This is a genomic window from Meiothermus sp. (genome assembly GCF_026004075.1).
In the GTDB taxonomy this organism is placed as follows: domain Bacteria; phylum Deinococcota; class Deinococci; order Deinococcales; family Thermaceae; genus Meiothermus.
The window spans coordinates 399,928-416,327 of sequence record NZ_BPIK01000001.1; the positions used below are offsets into that span (position 1 = coordinate 399,928).

Consider the following 16,400-nt stretch of genomic DNA (forward strand, 5'->3'; position numbering starts at 1 on the left):
TTCAGGTTATGTAAGTTTTGAGACCATCCCCGAAACTAATCGGCTGCCGCGCTCCCAGTGTCCTTGCTGCCGGACTCGGACTTGCCGTTGGATCCGGCCTTGGAGTCTTTGATGTACCAGCCCGAGCCCTTGAACACCACCGCCGGGGCAAAAATCAGACGCTTAATGGGGGCGCCGGTCTCGGGGTGATGGGTGTAGGCGGGATCGTGAAAACCCTGCTCGAACTCGTATTGTTCGCCGGTCTCGAGGTTCTGGTAAACGTATCTGGGCATAGCTGACTCCTGTAGGACAAAAGTGTCTCGAGGGGTCACCTCCCTCATCTGTAGGATTTTGACAGACAACACCCCCGACTGTCAACCAAATTCCTGGTGATGCCAGCCATAACTTCTGGTCAGCCGATGGGGGCTAGCAGGTGAAATACTAGCTGCTATGAGTAAGGCCGAACTCCGACGCTGGGCCAAAGAGGTGCGCAAAAACCTTCCCACCGGAACGCTTTCGCAAGAAGTGAACCAACACCTGGCCAGTTTTTTGCAAGAACACCGGGCCCAGCACATCCTGCTCTACAGCGCTTTTGGCTCCGAGCTCGACCCCGCCGCACTGCAGCGCCTGTACCCCGCTGCCTACTACCTGCCCAGGGCCCGCACCTACCAGCTCGAGGTGCATCCCCTGCCCTGCCGGCTGGTCAAGCACAAGTACGGCTTCTGGGAGCCGGCCCCCGAGACGCCCAAGGTGGCGCTCGAGGTGCTGGATGCCGTGCTGGTGCCGGGCCTGGCCTTCGACTCCTGGGGCCACCGGCTGGGCTATGGGCAGGGCTTCTACGACCGCTTTCTAGCGCAACTGCGTCCGCAGACCCTGACCCTGGGGTTGGTGCCGGAAGCCTTGGTGCTGCCCGAGCTGCCCCACGACCCCTGGGACGTGCCCGTGCAGTTTCTGGCTACCGAGCAAGGGGTTCGCCCGGCGCGCTGTGTCACCCTGTAGGCCGCCGGGTCAGGGAACGCTCAGGAACCAGGGGGCAGGGTTGGTGGGGATGCCCCGCACCCGGATCTCGAAGTGCAGGTGGGGCCCGTTGGACAGGCCGGTGTTGCCCGAGTAGCCGAGCAGGTCGCCGGCCTGCACGGCCTGGCCCGGCTTTACTGCAATGCGCGAGAGGTGCCAGTAGCCGCTGCACACCCCCAGCCCGTGGTCGAGGGTGACGGCGTTCCCCCGCACCTCAAGCCGTTCGGCCAGGCCCACCACGCCGGGGGCCGGGGCATAGACCGGGGTGCCTTCGGGTACGCCGTAGTCGAGCCCCTCGTGGTAGGAGTAGGTGCGCCCCTGGTCGTAGCTGCGGCGGGTGCCGAAGGGGTCGGTGATACGGTTGGTCTGGATGGGCTTTCGGAAGGGGCCCCGCCACTGCTGGGGCCGGTCGAAGTCGCAGGAGCCCACCACCTTGAGCCGCTCGGCCCGCAGCCGCTCAGGCACCAGCAGGGCCCGGCGGTCGGGGGGTAGTTGCAGCACAAAGCGCCCAAAGCTTCCGGCCACCACCCGCACCTCGAGCCCCACCTCCGCACCGCCCACCCGCAGCCGGGCGGGGTAGACCCCAGGGGCTTGCAGGGCCGGTACGGGCAGCAGTACGCGGTTTTGCTGGATGGGGTAGGTGTTGCCCAGGAAGCGCACCTCGCCCTGTACCGGCGCCGGGGCTGTTATGCGTACCACGGCGAGGTGGCCCTGGATGGTCTCGCGGGGCCACTCGAGGGCCTCGATGGGGGCCGGAGCCTGGGTAAGCCGGTGCAGGGCTAGGCTGGGCCGTCCGGTTACCCGCAAGACCTGCCCCACCCGAAGTTGGGTGGGGTCTGCGATGTTATTCAGCACCTGCAGGGCTTCCACGCTGGTGTTGTACTGCCTGGCGATGCGGTAGAGGGTCTCGCCGGGCTGGACGGTGTGGGTGGTCTGGGCCAGGGTGAGGGAACACAGGACAAGGAACGCAGAAAGCGGGCGGCGCATAGGGCCAGTTTATCGCTTTGGATGAGGTGTTTAAAAACCCATTTTCTCCTACCGGATTGATGTTATGACGGCCGCTCGAGGGCCTCCTCCAGCACCACCAGCCAGTAGGGCAGGGTGCACTGGATTAAGTCCCAGATAATTTCGTCCTGAATGCCAAAGTGAAGGTGGCCGACCAGGTCGGGCAGATCCAGGATGCTCCTCCAGTCCAGTTCGGGCAGCTCCTCGCGCAGGCTGGGGTGCATGGCAGCAGCCAGCGTGCCCAGGCGGTGCAGGTTGTGGCTTATGGCGTCCTGGGTACGTGTATCGGCAGTAAATGCGGCGAAGTCCATCCCGGCGGTGTAGCGCAGGACTTGCCGGGCGGCTTCTTGCATCTGCTCGAGGTAGACCCGCTTGAGCAGATGGGGATTGGGGGTCTGGGCATGGCGCATAGGCCCCCTTCAAATAAGTTGCAAGACATCGGCCTCGAGGTGAGGACGCAGCTCGGCCGGTACTTTTTTGGCGCTGACCAGATCCACCTTGCAGCCCAGCAGATCCTCCAGGCTGTGTTTGAGGCCGATGTAGTGCTCGAAGGTGGGTTGGGCCAATCTCACCAAAAAATCCACATCGCTATCGGGATTGGCCTCGTCGCGGGCGGTGGAGCCGAACAGGTACAGGCTTTTGATGCTGTACTGCTCAGCCAGACTGGGTAGCTGTTCCTCCAGGATGGCCAGCACACTTCCCCTGCGCATGAGACCATAGTACTGCCAGGCATAGTGAGGTATGTTGGGCGCGACCCACTCGAGCCGCCTCGGGTAGAGTTAAATGGAGGCATGAAAATCTACACCAAAACCGGCGACGCGGGGGAGACCGGCCTGTACGGGGCCGACCGGGTGGGCAAGGACCACCCCAGGGTGGAGGCCTACGGCACGGTGGACGAGGCCAACAGCGCCATCGGGCTGGCCCGCGCGGCCCTGGGCGCGGCCCATGCCGACCTCGAGGCCGACCTCGAGTACCTCCAGAACGCCCTCTTTGACCTGGGAGCCGACCTCGCCACCCGCGCCGGCGGCCCTTACGAGCGCAACCTGGCCCGCATGGACACCTCGGACGTGGAGAAGCTCGAGGCCCTGATTGACCGCTACCAGGAAGAAGCCCCCCGCTTCACCGGCTTCATCCATCCCGGCGGCCACCCCGCGGCGGCGGCCCTGCACCTCGCCCGCACCATTGTGCGCCGGGCCGAGCGCCGGGTGGTGGAGCTGATGCGCCACGAGGAGGTGAACCCGGAGGCCCTGCGCTACCTCAACCGGCTCTCGGATCTGCTTTTTACGCTGGCTCGAGTGGTCAACCAACGCGAAGGCTTCGCCGAGGAGAAGTGGCTGGTCAAAAAACGCCGGTGAAGGAGGGCTGGTATGCGCCTGGTAAGCCTGACCTGCTCCAACACCGAGATCGTCTGGGCCCTGGGCTGCCTGGACAGGCTGGTGGGGGTGGACAGCAACTCCGACTTTCCCCCCGAAGTGGCCCGGCTGCCCCGGGTGGGGCCCGACCTTCAGATTGACCTGGACAGGGTCGAGGCCCTGAAGCCCGACCTGGTGCTGGCCAGCCTGAGCGTGCCGGGCATGCAGCGGGTGGTGGAGGGTTTGCAGGCGCGGCAAATCCCCCACGTGGTGCTCGACCCGCAAAGCCTGCAAGACGTCTACGACGATATTATGCGGGTGGCGGGTCTCCTGGGGGTGGCCTCGCAGGGCCGGCATGTGGTGCGGGCCATGCAATGGATGATCGCCCAGGCCCGGGGCTCGCTGCCCAACTGGGTGCGCCCCCCCAGGGTGATGGTGGAGTGGTGGCCCCGGCCCATGATTGCCGCCGGGCAACACAGCTGGGTAACGCAGATGCTGGAGGCGCTGGGGGCGGAAAACGCCTTTGCCCACCTGCCGGTGCGCTCCCAACCCCTCACCCCCGCCCTGGTGGAGGAGGCCCAGCCCGACCTGATTACGGTCTCGTGGTGCGGGGCGAAAAAACTGCGCCCAGAGGTGGTTTTGCAGCGCGAACTGAAAATTCCTGCCCTGAAGCATAAGCAGGTGTTCGCCCTCGAGGAGGCCTACCTGGGCCGTCCGGGGCCGCGCCTGGCCGAGGGGGCGAAAAAACTCGCCGATCTACTGCGGCAGGTGCCGGTCTGGCAGCACGGAGGCCGGCCATGACCCCCCTCAAGGTGGTCACCTTCTGGGTGCGCCCGCTGGAGGGTGAGCCCCTGCCCGAGGCCAGGGCCTTGCTGGAGGGCCTTCTGGCTATTTTTTACGAGGCTTTTCCGGAATACGCCGGGGTGCTCACCTTCAGCCAGTCGCCCCGCCCGCCCGGCTATGTGTTTGTTTATGTGAACCAGGGCTGCACCGGCCTGCTGCCCATGGCGGGGCGGTTCTTACAGGAACTCTTGCAGCAGGCCTTCCCCCAGGGTGAGGTGCGTCCCTATGGGCGGGTCTGGCCTGAGCTAGGGTCTGAATAAAGCCACGGTGCCGGCCTGCCGCAGGGTGCCGCTGCCCACCGCCAGCCGGCCATCCGGGGCCCAGGCCACCGCGTAGAGGGGCCGCACAAACCCCGAGGTGGTCTGCAAAAGCTGCCCCTGCACGCTCCACAGGCGCAGGGTCTTGTCCCAGCCTACGCTGGCCAGCCGTCGGCCGTCGGGCGCGAAGGCCAGGGCCTGGGCGGCCTCGGTGTGCCCTTCCAGCACCCGGAGTAGCTTGCCCGACTGGGCATCCCAGAGCTTGAGGGTCTGGTCGTGGCTGGCGGTGGCCAGGAGGCGTCCGTTGGGGCTCAGGGCCAGGCCATAGAGGCCCCTGGCGTGGGCCATGACCCGGCGCAGGAGCCCTACCCCTTCGGGGCGCAGGCGCCACCAGGCCAGGCTTTCATCGCTGCTGCTGCTGTATAGGGTGCGTCCGTCGGGGCTAAAAGCCAGGCCCGTTACGTGCGACTCGTGGGCGCGGAACTCGAGCACCTTCCGGCCACCCTGCCAGTCCCAGACCCGGATCAAGCGGTCGCGCCCGCCGATGGCCAGCGCCCGCCCGTTGGGGGCGAAGGCCAGGGCCCCCACCCCGTTGCCGTGGGCCTCGAGGCTCTGCTCCAGCCGTCCGCTGGTGGTTTGATAGATGCGGGTCAGGCCGTCGCGGCTGCCCGCGGCCAGGTGTCGTCCGTCCGGGCTGAAGGCCAGGGCGGTAATTTCCAGGGTGGCCTCGCCCAGCCTGTGAACAGGCTGCCCCTGGCGGTTCCACAGCCAGACCTCGCCGTCCCAGCCCCCGCTGGCGAGCAGGCGTCCATCGGGGCTGTAGACCAGGACGCTCACCGAGGCCGCGGGGGGCTCGAGGGTGCGCAACAGCGTCCCTTGCAGGCTCCATAGCCGGGCCCGCCCGTCGTCGTGGCCGCTCAGGAGCCGGCTTTCATTCACCGCCAGGGCCAGCACCGAGGCGGTCTGAAGGGTTTTCTGGGGCTGGTTTTTTTCCCAGAGGATAATCTGCCCGTCCTGCCCGCCGCTGATGAGCTGGGCATCGCTGCTCCAGGCCAGGGCGCCCACCGCGAGCTGGTGGGCGTTCCACTGCTGCAAAAAGCGCCCCTCTACATCCCACAGTTGTATCTGTCCATCGCGGTCGCCGGTAGCCAGGTAGCCCTGCGGCCCCCAGGCCAGGCTTCGCACCGAGAGTTTCCCTAAAAGAGGCAGCCGGTAGCCGCTCTGAGGATTCCATAAGAGCACGCCATCCTGTCCTCCAGCCGCCCACCTATTTCCTGCTGGAGAAAGTCCAATGCTGTATATCCAGCCATGCCCTGCGTAAATGGATAGAGATGGCCTCGAGCCCTGGGTATCCCAGAGGCGCAATTCGCCATCGGCCCCGCCACTCAACACCTGCCGTGCATCCGGGCGAATCCGGGCCGTCCAGACCTGATCGCGGTGGCCTTGCAGCACGCCTTGCAGCAGACCGTTCCGGGGATTCCAGAGCCTGAGGGTGGTATCGGAGGATGCGCTGAGCAGGGTGCCATCCGATGCGAAATCCAGCGCCCGCACCGTGTCGGTGTGTCCGCTCAGGGTACGTAAAAAACGCCCATCGGCTTGGTAGAGTTGAATATAGGCATCCGCGCCCAGGGCCAGGGTGCCCCCAGGGCCGATAGCCACAGCCCCAACCGGGGCCCGGTGACCTGCAAGAAGCTGTGCCGGTTGCTGGGCTGCCGCCAGCGACAAGCACAAAAGCCAGCTAATCCACCGCTGCACGCCTACAGATTACCGGATGGGCCTGCAAGCAAAGGTGAGGTCGAGGTCTTGGCGAATTTGTGCGCCCAGCCTAAAATTCCGATGGGAGTTCCAATGGATAAATACCGCATCCAAGCTGCCAGTCGCTTTCGCCTCGAGGATTTCGACCCCAACGATACCAGCGCCTTTGAGGGGGGTAAGCAAGAAGCTCTGGAAGCCCTGGCTGGGCTCAATAAGCGGCTGGAGAAACTGCAGGAGCTACTCTATGCCGAGGGCAAGCATAAGGTGCTGGTGGTATTGCAGGCGATGGATGCGGGTGGTAAGGACGGCACTATTCGGGTGGTTTTCGATGGAGTAAACCCCAGTGGGGTACGGGTAGCCAGCTTTGGCGTACCCACCGAGCATGAGCTGGCCCGCGACTACCTCTGGCGGGTTCACCAACAGGTGCCACGCAAGGGCGAGCTGGTTATTTTCAACCGCTCTCACTACGAGGATGTGCTGGTGGTGCGGGTCAAAAACCTGGTGCCCCAGTACGTCTGGCAGAGGCGCTATCATCACATCCGTGAGTTCGAGCGTATGCTGGTCGAGGAGGGAACCACCATCCTCAAATTCTTCCTGCACATCTCCAAAGACGAGCAACGTAAACGCCTGCAAGAGCGCCTGGACAACCCCGAGAAGCGCTGGAAGTTCCGCAAGGGCGACCTCGAGGATCGCAAGCTTTGGGATGCCTATCAGGAAGCCTTTGAGGTAGCCATTCGGGAGACCAGTACCGAGTATGCTCCCTGGTACGTCATTCCGGCCAACAAGAACTGGTACCGCAACTGGCTGGTGAGCCGCATTCTGGTGGAAACCCTCGAGGGGCTCGGGATGCAGTACCCTCAGCCCGAGACTGGCTTAGAGAAAATTGTGATCGAATAGTCCAGGCATCCCACGGAAAGCACCACCTCCTGGCCCTTCTCGAACAAATATTTGTGCTTCCCGCACGGCCCAGGATGGGGGAAAATTGGTGGTAGGTGCTTGGCAAGACAAACAATTTCTTTCCGCTCAGCAGAAATCTTTTCAACGGCAAAATGAGGACATGCCAAACGCACACCAGGTTTATCAGCGGGTACTGCAAGCAGGCCGGGCATTCCTGAACCGGCCGGAAGCCGACGACCAACAGATTGCCTCGAGCCTATTGGGGCTGGATCAGGCTGCGTTTAAGGTTTTTACTCATCAGGTGGGGATGACCAGCACCAAGCACCTGCGCTACACGGTGCTCTCCCTGGTCTGTTTAGAACCACCTATTGGCCCCCTCTTGCGTGAGATTTTGGCGGATGGGGCCAGCTTTGCAGAGGTGCACAGGCTTCTGAGCCGATACCGAAGGCGGGACTTGGAACTGGTCGAATTACAGGAGGCCGTCCGGATAGGTTCCTGGCGCAGCTTGCTTACACCAGGCCAGGCCCAACCCGACTGGGCGAGTAAGCCAGTCTGGATTTTTCCTGCGAATAAGCGGGCCCGTCGGCTCGAGGGCCTGAATCCGGTGATAGCTGAAGCATTGATTGGGCGCTATAGCAAGCCGGGGGCGCTGGTGGTTGACCCCATGGCGGGTGCGGGCACGGTGGTGAAAAAAGCCCTGGAGATGGGGCGCCAAGCCTGGGGTAGCGACATTGCCGGAGATGGCCGGCTGGTAAGAAAAATGGATATTGCCGGCCTGGTAAGCGCCATCGGAGAAGAAGTGGCCGACCTGCTGGTGCTACACCCTCCTACATTTGCCTGGTTTGTTCGCAAGGTGTTTGATCCCAGCGTGCACGATCACCCCGAAACCGACTACACCAACTGGCTTTCCCAGCACCTAGAACGCGCCCTGCCGGTACTCAAGCCGGGTGGCCGACTGATTCTAATCGTGCGACCCGAGCACAAGCCCCGGCGGCTTATCCGGCAGGATGGACTTACACGCTGGGCCTTTGTGGCCCCGCTGGAACTCTTGCTAAGTGAGCACGAACTCGAGCCCCTACACTACCACCTGGCCGTTTCGGAGGACGGAGTGGAGGACTGGAGTATTTTTGTGGGCCAGAAGCCCTGAACTGGATTTCCCACAAATAAACTGTATTCGATACCGATTTGCTCATACGCCGTTTCAGTACGGTACGCTGTGCCAGGTAACCGTGCAACTGCTCCAATGTCTTGAACAAGGCTGCACTAGGGCACCCTGCTAGTACGCACCACGAATTTCCACTGAACGGGGTATTCCATGTCGGGGTCGGGATAGGTGGCTTCCACCCATCTGGCCAACTCGGCCACTGAGGGCCTAAAAACATCCTCGGGAACGTTCCAGGTAAAGGAATAGATGCGCTCCAGCAGCATCTCGAGGCTGGTACGGGGGCTGCGCGGTTCGACCCATTCGGCTACTATTCGAACCCTGGGATCGAGGCCGAGCCGAACCAGCTCCTGTTCTACCTCTGCCAGGCGAGCCTGATGACGACCTCGTATCAGCGGGTAGCCCATGCCGGCCAGAATTTCCTTCCACTTTTGCTGGATACGACAGTCCTCGCTTTCGCCGTCGGACTGATCCCAGCCTTCAAACAAGAACCCGCCTTGGCGCAACACCCGCAGGCTTTCGTGTAGGGCTTGCTGCCAGTTGTCGACCAGGTGCCAGAAATGCACTGCAATCACCGCGTGGAGGCTACCCCGTTCGAAGGGTAGCTCACGGGCATCGGCTTCGATCAGGCGGGCTTTGCGGGCTACCCCGGCCACCTTTTGCCGCAAGACCTCGAGCATGGCCGGGTTATTGTCCAGGGCGATATAGCGATAGCCCCGCGCGATAATCGGGACTGCGATTCGACCTGTCCCTGCTCCAATTTCCAAAAACAAGGGGTCGCGGAACAGCTTCTCAACGGGCGCGGTGATGGCGGTAGCGATGCGTCCGGAAACCTCGGGTGGATGATACCGCGTCCGGTCGTAGGTAAAAGCTACCCGACTGAAATGAGAAGTCATGCTCGGCTTTATGATAGCAACGAAGTATAAATTTGCAAATTTACCCCGAAAAAGTCGGCTCGAGTGTGGATAGCTCGGTGAGGCGTAAACTTCACTATGGCCAAAGTTTTTTTGCCCCACGACCTGGCGGGTGCTCTGCGAGACGGCTCCCTGTTATGTGATCAATGCGAACGGCCAGCCCTCATAAAGCCCTCGGCGCGGTTTGTATAATCGCTTGTGGTGTCGCTACTGGACGATAAGTTTACCATTCTGACCGAAGAGCCGGCCCATGGCTTTGTACGCCCTTATTGGGTGCAAACACTGGAGGGGCTTAAAGGCCAGTTGTATTGGTTTGAAGTGCATAGCCCGGAGGCCCGCACTGCTTTTCACCGCTACAAGAATGCTATTCGCCGACTCGAAGGCCAGGGCTTTTTGCCCTCAGGGGTACTGGTCTCGGCCAATCCGGGGCGTTACTATGCCTTCTGGCCCGAGCAGCCCAAGATAGCCCTCAAATCTCGGCGGCTCAAGCCGATTTTGGAGGCTCTCGAGCCCTTCGGCTACCAGGAAAGCGACCTCGAGGCCACCGAAGTAAATGGACGACCCCTGGTGGGGAAGCTGCGTCCCCAGATCGCTGGCACAAGCCGCCCCGATCTGGCCTCTGCCCTTCCTCCAACTCCCCAAGCCACTCCCGTCCAAGAGCCCTCGACCAAAGTTGAGATGCCCCGCAAATCCAGCCCACCCCACCCCACCCACCCGGGAGCCAAAGCTCGTGCCGAGCAGCATGTTCTGCGTGCAAACTGGCTCGGCTGGCTTCCGGGCTTGCTGATGTTGGCGTTGGGCGGTATGGCGCTCTGGCAAGCTGCCAACCACTACCTGAATCCGCCGCAATACGTGTTGCCCGATCTGGTGGGTAAAACTCCCCGGCAGGCCTTGGAGGCGGTACGTGCCTATGGCCTCAAGGTGGAGTTTGCCGAGGGTAGCGACGTTTCGCTGCCCAAAGATCAGATTCTGGAGCAGACTCCTGACCCCGGCACCCGTGTCAAACCGGGCCGACGGCTCGAGCTGGTGATCAACAAACCCCGCTTTGGCAGCGTACCTACCGTAAGCGGGCGCTCGCTCGAGGATGCCCGCCAGGCCCTCGAGGCCGCCGGCTACCGCGTCGCCGGTATTACCCGCATCGCCTCGGGCGACACCGCCGATACCGTTCTGTCCAGCATTCCCCGCGAGGGCCAGCCCCTGCGCCCCGGCGAGGGGGTACGGCTTCTGGTCTCCACCGGAACCCGCCCGCCGGTGCGCGAGACCCTGCTGCCCGACCTAACCGGCCTGACCGAGGAGGAGGCCCGTTACATCCTTACGGTGGCCGAACTCCAGGCCCAGGTGGTGCGGGTAGCCTCGGGCGCACCCGACGGGCTGGTGGTGGGGCAGGAGCCCGGCCCCGGCGTGGTGCTGCCGCGCGAGACCGTGGTGCGCGTTGTGGTGGCCGCCCAGCCGGTGGCCACCCTCCCCAAAGCCGCCCCCTTCGCCCCCCCGCGCCTAGAACCACCCCCACCGCCCGAGCCCGCACCAACCCCCATCCCCGAACCAACACCAACCCCCACGCCGGCACCCACCAACCCAGACGTAAACCAGCCCACCCCGCCCCCGGCTCCTACCGGGCCGCAAGAGCGCCGGGTCAACGTGAGCTACACCCTGCCGGAAGACATCCCCAACGCGGTAGTGGTTATCACCGTGCAGGACGAGGTACTGGTCAATACGGTGTTTGAGGGGCCGGTGCAGCAGCCCTGGAGCTTTAGCCAGGAGATTGTGGTGCGCGGCAGCGCGGTGCTGCGGGTGGTGGTCAACGGGCAGCAGGTGCTGGAAAGCCCCTTATGAAGGGGGCCTGGGCCGAGGCCCTGGCCTGCCAGCATCTACAGGCCAAGGGCTATGTGTTGCTGGGGCAGAACAAGCGCACCCCTTTTGGCGAGATTGATCTCTGGATGCAGGACGGCCCCACCTATGTGGCGGTCGAGGTCAAGCAGCGCCGCAGCGAGGCCTTTGGCACCCCCCTCGAGGCCCTTACCCCCGCCAAGTACCGGCGCATCTACCAGTCGGTGGTTTACCTGCTGGGCCGGGACGACCTACCGGTGCGCCTCGAGGCCGTCCTGGTCTACGGCACGCCCCGACAGCACCGCCTCGAGCACCTCCGCCTTGATTAAGGCACGGCCGCCCGGCTCGCCCTATACTGGCTTCTATGCTGGGCAAGTTAATCAAAAAACTGCGGGCGCTTCACCGGGGCCCTGCGCTGCCCGCACCATCGCCTGAACAAACCATCCAAGCCCACCGCATCTGGCTGTACCTGAACCAGGCCAGCCTTTCGCGTCCCCGGCTCACCCCGCCCGTGCCCCTTTCGGCCCGTACGGCCCTCGAGCTTTTCCTGCAGTGGCAGGGCCGGAAGCCCGTAGCGCTGCTGGAGGTCGGGTTCATCCGCCTGAAGGATCGCAAAGCCCTGACGCTCTGCCACCCCGGCCCCCTGAAGCCGGGCCGGAGCCTGCACCTGCAATACGACGGCCTCGAGCTGGCCGCCCGCCTGGGCTACGGCGAGGCGCTGGCCCCCTACGTGCGCACCGCCGAGGGTCGGCTGTACTACGAGCAGCCCTTCGTCTTCGAGGCCGAGCTGGCCGCGGTGGCAGTGCCGCTCAAACCCCGGCCCCAAACCCTGCAGGGCCGGGCCCAACCCCTGGGCGAACCTACAGTCAGCAGGCGCTTCAGGCCGTAATCTGGACTGGATGTACAAGAACCTCCAGGCCTTCATTCACGAACTCGAGCGCCGCCAGGAGCTCGTTCGCATCAAGGAACCGGTCTCCTGCGAGCTGGAAATCACCGAGATTGCCGACCGCATGGTCAAGTCGGGCGGCCCGGCCCTGCTGTTTGAAAATGTAGAGGGGCGCGACTTCCCGGTTTTCATCGGGGGTTTTGGCACCGCCGAGCGCACCGCGCGGGCCATGGGCGTGAAAAGCCTGGACGACCTGGCGGTGCGGGTAGCCAACCTGATGAACCTCAACCCCGGCAAGGGCGGCCTCAAGGCGGCCTTCGCTATGCTGCCCAAGCTGCGGGAACTCAAGGGCTTCTTCCCCAAAAAAGTGCGCGGCGGGCCGGTGCAGGAGGTGGTCTGGCGGGGCGACCAGGTAGACCTCTTCCGAATTCCCATCCTCAAGTGCTGGCCCCTGGACGGCGGCCCCTATATCACGCTGCCGCTGGTGATCTCCAAAGACCCGGAAACGGGCGAGCTTAACCTGGGCATGTACCGGATGCAGGTGCTGGACAAGCAGTCCACCGCCATGCACTGGCAACTGCACAAGGTGGGTCGGCGGCACTACGACAAAGCCAAAAAACTGGGGAAGCGGCTGGAAGTGGCGGTGGCCCTGGGCGGCGACCCCATCCTGACCTACGCTGCCACCGCCCCTGTGCCCCCCATTCCGGGCGTCAACGAGTTCAACCTGGCGGGGTTCTTGCGGGGCCAGCCGGTCGAGCTGACCCGCGGTGTCACGGTAGACCTGCCGGTGCCCGCCGAGGCCGAGTTCGTGCTCGAGGGCTACATCGACCCCGCCGAAGACCTGGTGGTGGAGGGGCCTTTCGGCGACCACACCGGCTTTTACACCCTGGAAGACCTCTACCCCCGCTTCCACCTCACCGCCATCACCCACCGCAAAAACGCCGTCTACCCGGCCACCATCGTGGGCCGCCCGCCCATGGAGGACGCCTACCTGATCGAGGCCTCCGAACGGCTCTTTCTGCCCGCGGCCCAGCTCATCCTGCCGGAGATCCACGACTACCACATGCCGCCCGCCGGGGTGGCCCACAACTGGGTCAACGTGAGCATCGAGAAGCGCTACCCCGGCCAGGCCTACAAGGTGGCCAACGGCCTGTTTGGGCTGGGCCAGATGATGTTTGCCAAGGTGATCGTGGTGCTGGATGCGGGCGCTCCTTTGAAGGGGCCCGAGGCCCTGCAAAAAGCCCTCGAGCACGCCGTGCCGGGGCGCGACACCCTCATCTCGCGCGGCCCCATTGACGTGCTCGACCATTCCTCCCGCGCCATGGGCTACGGGGGCAAGCTGATTGTGGACGGTACGGCCAAGCTCGAGGAAGAAGGCGGCGCCCTGCCCTTTACCCTCCGGGCCCACCCTAGCCTGCCGGGTATTCCGGGGGTGCGGCAGAAGCAACTGCCGGGCATCTGGATGGTCACCTTCGAGAAAACCCGCCCCCACCAGGCCAAAGAGCTTGCCGAGCGCCTGCTGGTAGCCCCCCACAGCGCGGGCATTCGGCTGATGCTCCTGACCGATGCCGACACCCACCTCGAGTTCGACGAGGTGATGTGGGCAGTGCTCAACAACATTGACCCCGAGCGCGACGCCTGGGTGTTGCCGGGGGTGGAGGGCCCGGTGCTGGTGCTGGACGGCACCCGCAAGCTGGCCGAGGAGGGCTTTACCCGCCGCTGGCCGCCCAAAATCGTGATGGCGCCCGAGATCGTGCGCCGGGTAGACGAGCGCTGGAACCGCCTGGGGCTGCCCCCGTTGCCGCCTAGAGCCTGCTAACTAGCTGTTCGTAAAAGCTCCACAGTTTTCGCTGTCATCAGAATCGAAAAAGCCAACCAGTGCCAACCTCGCAAGGTCTCAGCCAGCCGCTCATAGTCTCGCGCCAGCCTGCGAAACCGGGATGTCCAGGCAAACGAACGTTCCACCACCCAACGCTTCGGCAGCAGCACGAATCCTCGTTTGGCCCCTTCCACCTTGACCACACACAGGGCGATGCCTTCCGCCTCTGCCGCTTGTGCCGCTTCCTCCCCAGTGTAACCCTGATCCACAAAGGCCACTTCCACCTGCTCCCCCGTCACTTCCTGCACCTGTTGACTGAGGGCTCCCACCTGGGCCCGTTCCTGTTCACTGGCCGCCGTTACTACCAGGGCCAGCAGATGCCCCAGGGTATCTACCGCCAGGTGAACTTTGCTTCCCTTGCGTCGTTTGTACCCATCGTATCCGGCCCGCTCCCCACTTTGCGGGGTGGACTGTAGGGTGCGAGCATCGTAGATGGCAGCGCTGGGATGGGCGGCTTTGCCCTGGAGCATTCGCAGGGTCATGCGCAGGTCGTGTACCAGGTCTTCGAAGACCCCCCGGTTCATCCAGCGGTAGGCTTGCGCCTGAACGATATGGGGGGGTGGGAAGTCGTGGGGCAGGTAGTCCCACTGAGCACCGGTTCGAACCATCCAGCGCAGGGCGTTGAACACTTCGCGCAGGTCGTACTTGCGCTGGGGTGCTTCCAGCGGGGCGAGGGTCAAATAGGGCAGCACCAGAGCCCATTCCTCATCACGGACGTCCGATGGGTAAGCACGGCGGTTCATGCTCTAAACATAACTGCAGTGCCTGATTTGGGTAAGGTGGTTTGTAGATTCTAAGGATACCCCGGTCGGCCAGTCCTGAGGCAAATAACCCAGCAGCCCCGCTGCTCGCCGATATGCTCGAGGCATGAAGACCCTTTTGCTTGGCTTGCTGCTCCTGCTGGGCGCTCCGGCCCTGGCCCAGACCCTGGTCGAGGTGACCACGGTGGCGGCCATCGCCTCCAGCCTGGATGCCAGTGTGCGCTTTCCCTCGGGCTCCTTCAAGGCCGGGCGCGGCAGCGAGGCCATTGTAGCCCGCATCCCCGATGCCAGCCGGTTCAACCTGGAGGTCTACGCGGCCAGGGGCGTGGCGGCCCGGCTGCAACCCGGTTTCGTTCAGCAGATTCTGACCAGCTTTGCGGCCTCCGGCTACTTCGTGGAGAATCAGCAGGAAACCCAGGTAGCGGGTGAGGTGCGCACCCGCTACAACCTGCGGGACGAGGCTGGCAGGGCCGCCATTCTGTTTGTGGTACGCAAGGGCGACGAACTGGTCTTTGCCTTTGGCAAGGCGAAATAGGGGATGGGGATGAGCCGGCGTTGGCGGTGGTCGGCGCTTGAGGCCCAGATACCCCTGCCGGAACTGCCCGCCTTCCACCGGGCTTTTCTCAAGCTGCACCGGCCCGAACTGGCCGCCGAGACCCTCCCGCTGCGGCGGGTGCAGCAGTACGTAAGCCAGACACTGCACCTGCTGGAGAAAGAAGGCAAGGCCTGGTCCGTGGAAGGAGATTTCGAGCTCGAGCTGGACTGCATTCCTTTGCCCTACCGCCGACAATTATCCGATTGAACCTTTAATGTCGAGCCTGGCTCAGGTGCTGCATACCACAGCCGGCAATTTCCGGCTAATATATTGGGCGTTATGCGCGTTATCGTAATAGGGGCACGGGCGAGCCTGCTGGCGCAAGCCCAGACCCGCTGGGTGGTGGAACGCCTCAAAGAGAACTGGCCCGAGACCGAGTTCAAAATACGCACCATACAGTCGAAGCACACTTCGGAGCAAAGCGCAGCCGAAGCCTTGCGACAGGCACTTGGCAAGCGGGAAGTGGATATTGCCGTGTATTCGCTCAAACACCTGCCCACCCAGGAAGCACCGGGGATTCGCCTGGTGGCCGTGCCCAAGCGCGTGGAGCCGCGCGAGGCCCTGGTCGGGCGCAGCGCCAAGCGCCTGGAAGATCTGCCCAAGGGGGCTATCGTGGGGGTCAACAGCCTGCGGCGCAAGGCCCAGTTGCTGGCCTACCGCCCCGACCTGAGCCTGCACGACCTCGAGGGCGACGTAGACGACCGCCTCAGCGCCCTCGGAACCGGCGAGTACGATGCAGTGATTATTGGAGCAGCCAGCCTGCTGCGGCTGGACTTGAGAAACCGCATTGACCAGCTCATAGACCCCGAAATTGTGCTGCCCGCACCCGGTCAGGGGGCGCTGGGCCTCGAGGTGCGCCAGGGCGACGACTGGGCCGAGGAACTGGCCTATAGCCTGAACCACCGGGCCTCTTTCGCGCGGACGGCTGCCGAGCGGGCCTTCTTGAAGGCCCTGGGCGCGGGCGACGAGTGCGCCGCTGCTGCGCTGGCTACCCTCGAGGGCGACGACACCCTGCTGCTGCAAGGGGTGGTGGCCTCGCCCGATGGCCGCGAACTCATCCGGGCCGAGATTGAGGGCGACGCCGAAGAAGCCGCCGAGCTGGGCCACGACCTGGCCCAGGACTTGCTGGCCGAAGGCGGGCGGGAGTTGCTGGGCACGGTGCAGGCGCGATAAGCGTGTACTTTGCCCACCACCCCACTTTCCCGCTGTCGTTTTGCGGTAAACTTGAGATAAATAGTCGGGATTGCTCCGGCTAAACATGGTTGGCAAAT

At 63.9% G+C, this 16,400-nt stretch carries 20 protein-coding genes; 13 read left to right on the forward strand and 7 right to left on the reverse strand.

The window, feature by feature from the left end:
* Positions 1–35: 35 nt before the first annotated feature.
* Positions 36–272, reverse strand: a complete 237-nt coding sequence (locus Q0X18_RS01945; protein ID WP_297557824.1) for an FmdB family transcriptional regulator — start codon at positions 270–272, stop codon at positions 36–38.
* 157 nt (positions 273–429) lie between these two features.
* Here Q0X18_RS01945 and Q0X18_RS01950 point away from each other — a divergent pair, with 157 nt between their 5' ends.
* Positions 430–978, forward strand: a complete 549-nt coding sequence (locus tag Q0X18_RS01950) for a 5-formyltetrahydrofolate cyclo-ligase (RefSeq protein ID WP_297557826.1) — start codon at positions 430–432, stop codon at positions 976–978.
* Between the two features lie 9 nt (positions 979–987).
* Here Q0X18_RS01950 and Q0X18_RS01955 read toward each other — a convergent pair whose 3' ends face one another.
* The 3 genes from Q0X18_RS01955 to Q0X18_RS01965 form a co-directional block, all read right to left on the reverse strand.
* Positions 988–1,983 carry a M23 family metallopeptidase gene (locus Q0X18_RS01955; protein WP_297557828.1) on the reverse strand — a complete coding sequence of 332 codons (996 nt, stop codon included), beginning with the start codon at positions 1,981–1,983 and terminating at the stop codon, positions 988–990.
* 62 nt (positions 1,984–2,045) lie between these two features.
* A complete protein-coding gene (locus Q0X18_RS01960) occupies positions 2,046–2,411 on the reverse strand; it encodes a DUF86 domain-containing protein (RefSeq protein ID WP_297557829.1) in 366 nt (121 codons plus the stop codon).
* A 9-nt stretch (positions 2,412–2,420) separates the two neighbouring features.
* On the reverse strand, positions 2,421–2,711 hold the full coding sequence (locus Q0X18_RS01965) for a nucleotidyltransferase family protein (protein WP_297557831.1): 291 nt from the start codon (positions 2,709–2,711) through the stop codon (positions 2,421–2,423).
* 81 nt (positions 2,712–2,792) lie between these two features.
* Between Q0X18_RS01965 and Q0X18_RS01970 the strand changes: the two genes are divergently transcribed.
* Genes Q0X18_RS01970 through Q0X18_RS01980 form a run of 3 tightly spaced genes read left to right on the forward strand, consistent with a single transcriptional unit; the run spans position 2,793 to position 4,456 of the window.
* Positions 2,793–3,356 carry a cob(I)yrinic acid a,c-diamide adenosyltransferase gene (locus tag Q0X18_RS01970; protein WP_297557833.1) on the forward strand — a complete coding sequence of 188 codons (564 nt, stop codon included), beginning with the start codon at positions 2,793–2,795 and terminating at the stop codon, positions 3,354–3,356.
* A gap of 12 nt (positions 3,357–3,368) precedes the next feature.
* On the forward strand, positions 3,369–4,154 hold the full coding sequence (locus Q0X18_RS01975; RefSeq protein ID WP_297557835.1) for a cobalamin-binding protein: 786 nt from the start codon (positions 3,369–3,371) through the stop codon (positions 4,152–4,154).
* Positions 4,151–4,456, forward strand: coding sequence for a hypothetical protein (locus Q0X18_RS01980; protein WP_297557837.1), 306 nt, complete (start codon positions 4,151–4,153; stop codon positions 4,454–4,456). Before Q0X18_RS01975 ends, Q0X18_RS01980 begins: the two co-directional genes overlap by 4 nt.
* On the opposite strand, the gene Q0X18_RS01985 is transcribed toward Q0X18_RS01980, so the two are convergent.
* Positions 4,442–6,208: a WD40 repeat domain-containing protein gene (locus Q0X18_RS01985; protein ID WP_297557840.1), complete on the reverse strand. Its 1,767-nt coding sequence runs from the start codon at positions 6,206–6,208 to the stop codon at positions 4,442–4,444. The two genes, Q0X18_RS01980 and Q0X18_RS01985, sit on opposite strands and share 15 nt — an antisense overlap.
* Before the next feature lie 93 nt (positions 6,209–6,301).
* On the opposite strand from Q0X18_RS01985, the gene Q0X18_RS01990 reads away from it, so the two are divergent.
* Both Q0X18_RS01990 and Q0X18_RS01995 read left to right on the forward strand, forming a co-directional pair.
* Positions 6,302–7,105, forward strand: a complete 804-nt coding sequence (locus Q0X18_RS01990) for an AMP/ADP-polyphosphate phosphotransferase (protein WP_297557842.1) — start codon at positions 6,302–6,304, stop codon at positions 7,103–7,105.
* A 160-nt stretch (positions 7,106–7,265) separates the two neighbouring features.
* The gene (locus tag Q0X18_RS01995) at positions 7,266–8,252 is read left to right on the forward strand and encodes a site-specific DNA-methyltransferase (protein ID WP_297557844.1); all 987 of its coding nucleotides are present in this window, start codon (positions 7,266–7,268) and stop codon (positions 8,250–8,252) included.
* 116 nt (positions 8,253–8,368) lie between these two features.
* Here Q0X18_RS01995 and Q0X18_RS02000 read toward each other — a convergent pair whose 3' ends face one another.
* The gene (locus Q0X18_RS02000) at positions 8,369–9,163 is read right to left on the reverse strand and encodes a class I SAM-dependent methyltransferase (RefSeq protein WP_297557846.1); all 795 of its coding nucleotides are present in this window, start codon (positions 9,161–9,163) and stop codon (positions 8,369–8,371) included.
* A 219-nt stretch (positions 9,164–9,382) separates the two neighbouring features.
* Between Q0X18_RS02000 and Q0X18_RS02005 the strand changes: the two genes are divergently transcribed.
* Genes Q0X18_RS02005 through Q0X18_RS02020 form a run of 4 tightly spaced genes read left to right on the forward strand, consistent with a single transcriptional unit; the run spans position 9,383 to position 13,713 of the window.
* Entirely contained in the window at positions 9,383–11,014 is a 1,632-nt protein-coding gene (locus Q0X18_RS02005) for a PASTA domain-containing protein (protein WP_297557849.1), read from the forward strand.
* Positions 11,011–11,337: a YraN family protein gene (locus Q0X18_RS02010; RefSeq protein WP_297557852.1), complete on the forward strand. Its 327-nt coding sequence runs from the start codon at positions 11,011–11,013 to the stop codon at positions 11,335–11,337. The genes Q0X18_RS02005 and Q0X18_RS02010 overlap by 4 nt, the downstream gene beginning before the upstream one ends.
* Before the next feature lie 35 nt (positions 11,338–11,372).
* Positions 11,373–11,897, forward strand: a complete 525-nt coding sequence (locus tag Q0X18_RS02015; RefSeq protein ID WP_297557855.1) for a hypothetical protein — start codon at positions 11,373–11,375, stop codon at positions 11,895–11,897.
* 10 nt (positions 11,898–11,907) lie between these two features.
* Entirely contained in the window at positions 11,908–13,713 is a 1,806-nt protein-coding gene (locus Q0X18_RS02020) for a menaquinone biosynthesis decarboxylase (protein ID WP_297557857.1), read from the forward strand.
* Here the strand turns inward: Q0X18_RS02020 and Q0X18_RS02025 are convergent.
* Positions 13,710–14,516, reverse strand: a complete 807-nt coding sequence (locus Q0X18_RS02025) for an IS5 family transposase (protein ID WP_119342530.1) — start codon at positions 14,514–14,516, stop codon at positions 13,710–13,712. The two genes, Q0X18_RS02020 and Q0X18_RS02025, sit on opposite strands and share 4 nt — an antisense overlap.
* 124 nt (positions 14,517–14,640) lie before the next feature.
* Between Q0X18_RS02025 and Q0X18_RS02030 the strand changes: the two genes are divergently transcribed.
* From Q0X18_RS02030 to hemC, 3 genes are all read left to right on the forward strand, one after another.
* Positions 14,641–15,069: a hypothetical protein gene (locus Q0X18_RS02030; RefSeq protein WP_297557859.1), complete on the forward strand. Its 429-nt coding sequence runs from the start codon at positions 14,641–14,643 to the stop codon at positions 15,067–15,069.
* 9 nt (positions 15,070–15,078) lie between these two features.
* The gene (locus Q0X18_RS02035; protein ID WP_297557863.1) at positions 15,079–15,336 is read left to right on the forward strand and encodes a hypothetical protein; all 258 of its coding nucleotides are present in this window, start codon (positions 15,079–15,081) and stop codon (positions 15,334–15,336) included.
* A 72-nt stretch (positions 15,337–15,408) separates the two neighbouring features.
* Positions 15,409–16,302 (forward strand): hydroxymethylbilane synthase, encoded by an 894-nt coding sequence (hemC, locus tag Q0X18_RS02040; protein ID WP_297557866.1) that lies wholly within the window; start codon positions 15,409–15,411, stop codon positions 16,300–16,302.
* The last annotated feature ends 98 nt before the right edge of the window (positions 16,303–16,400 follow it).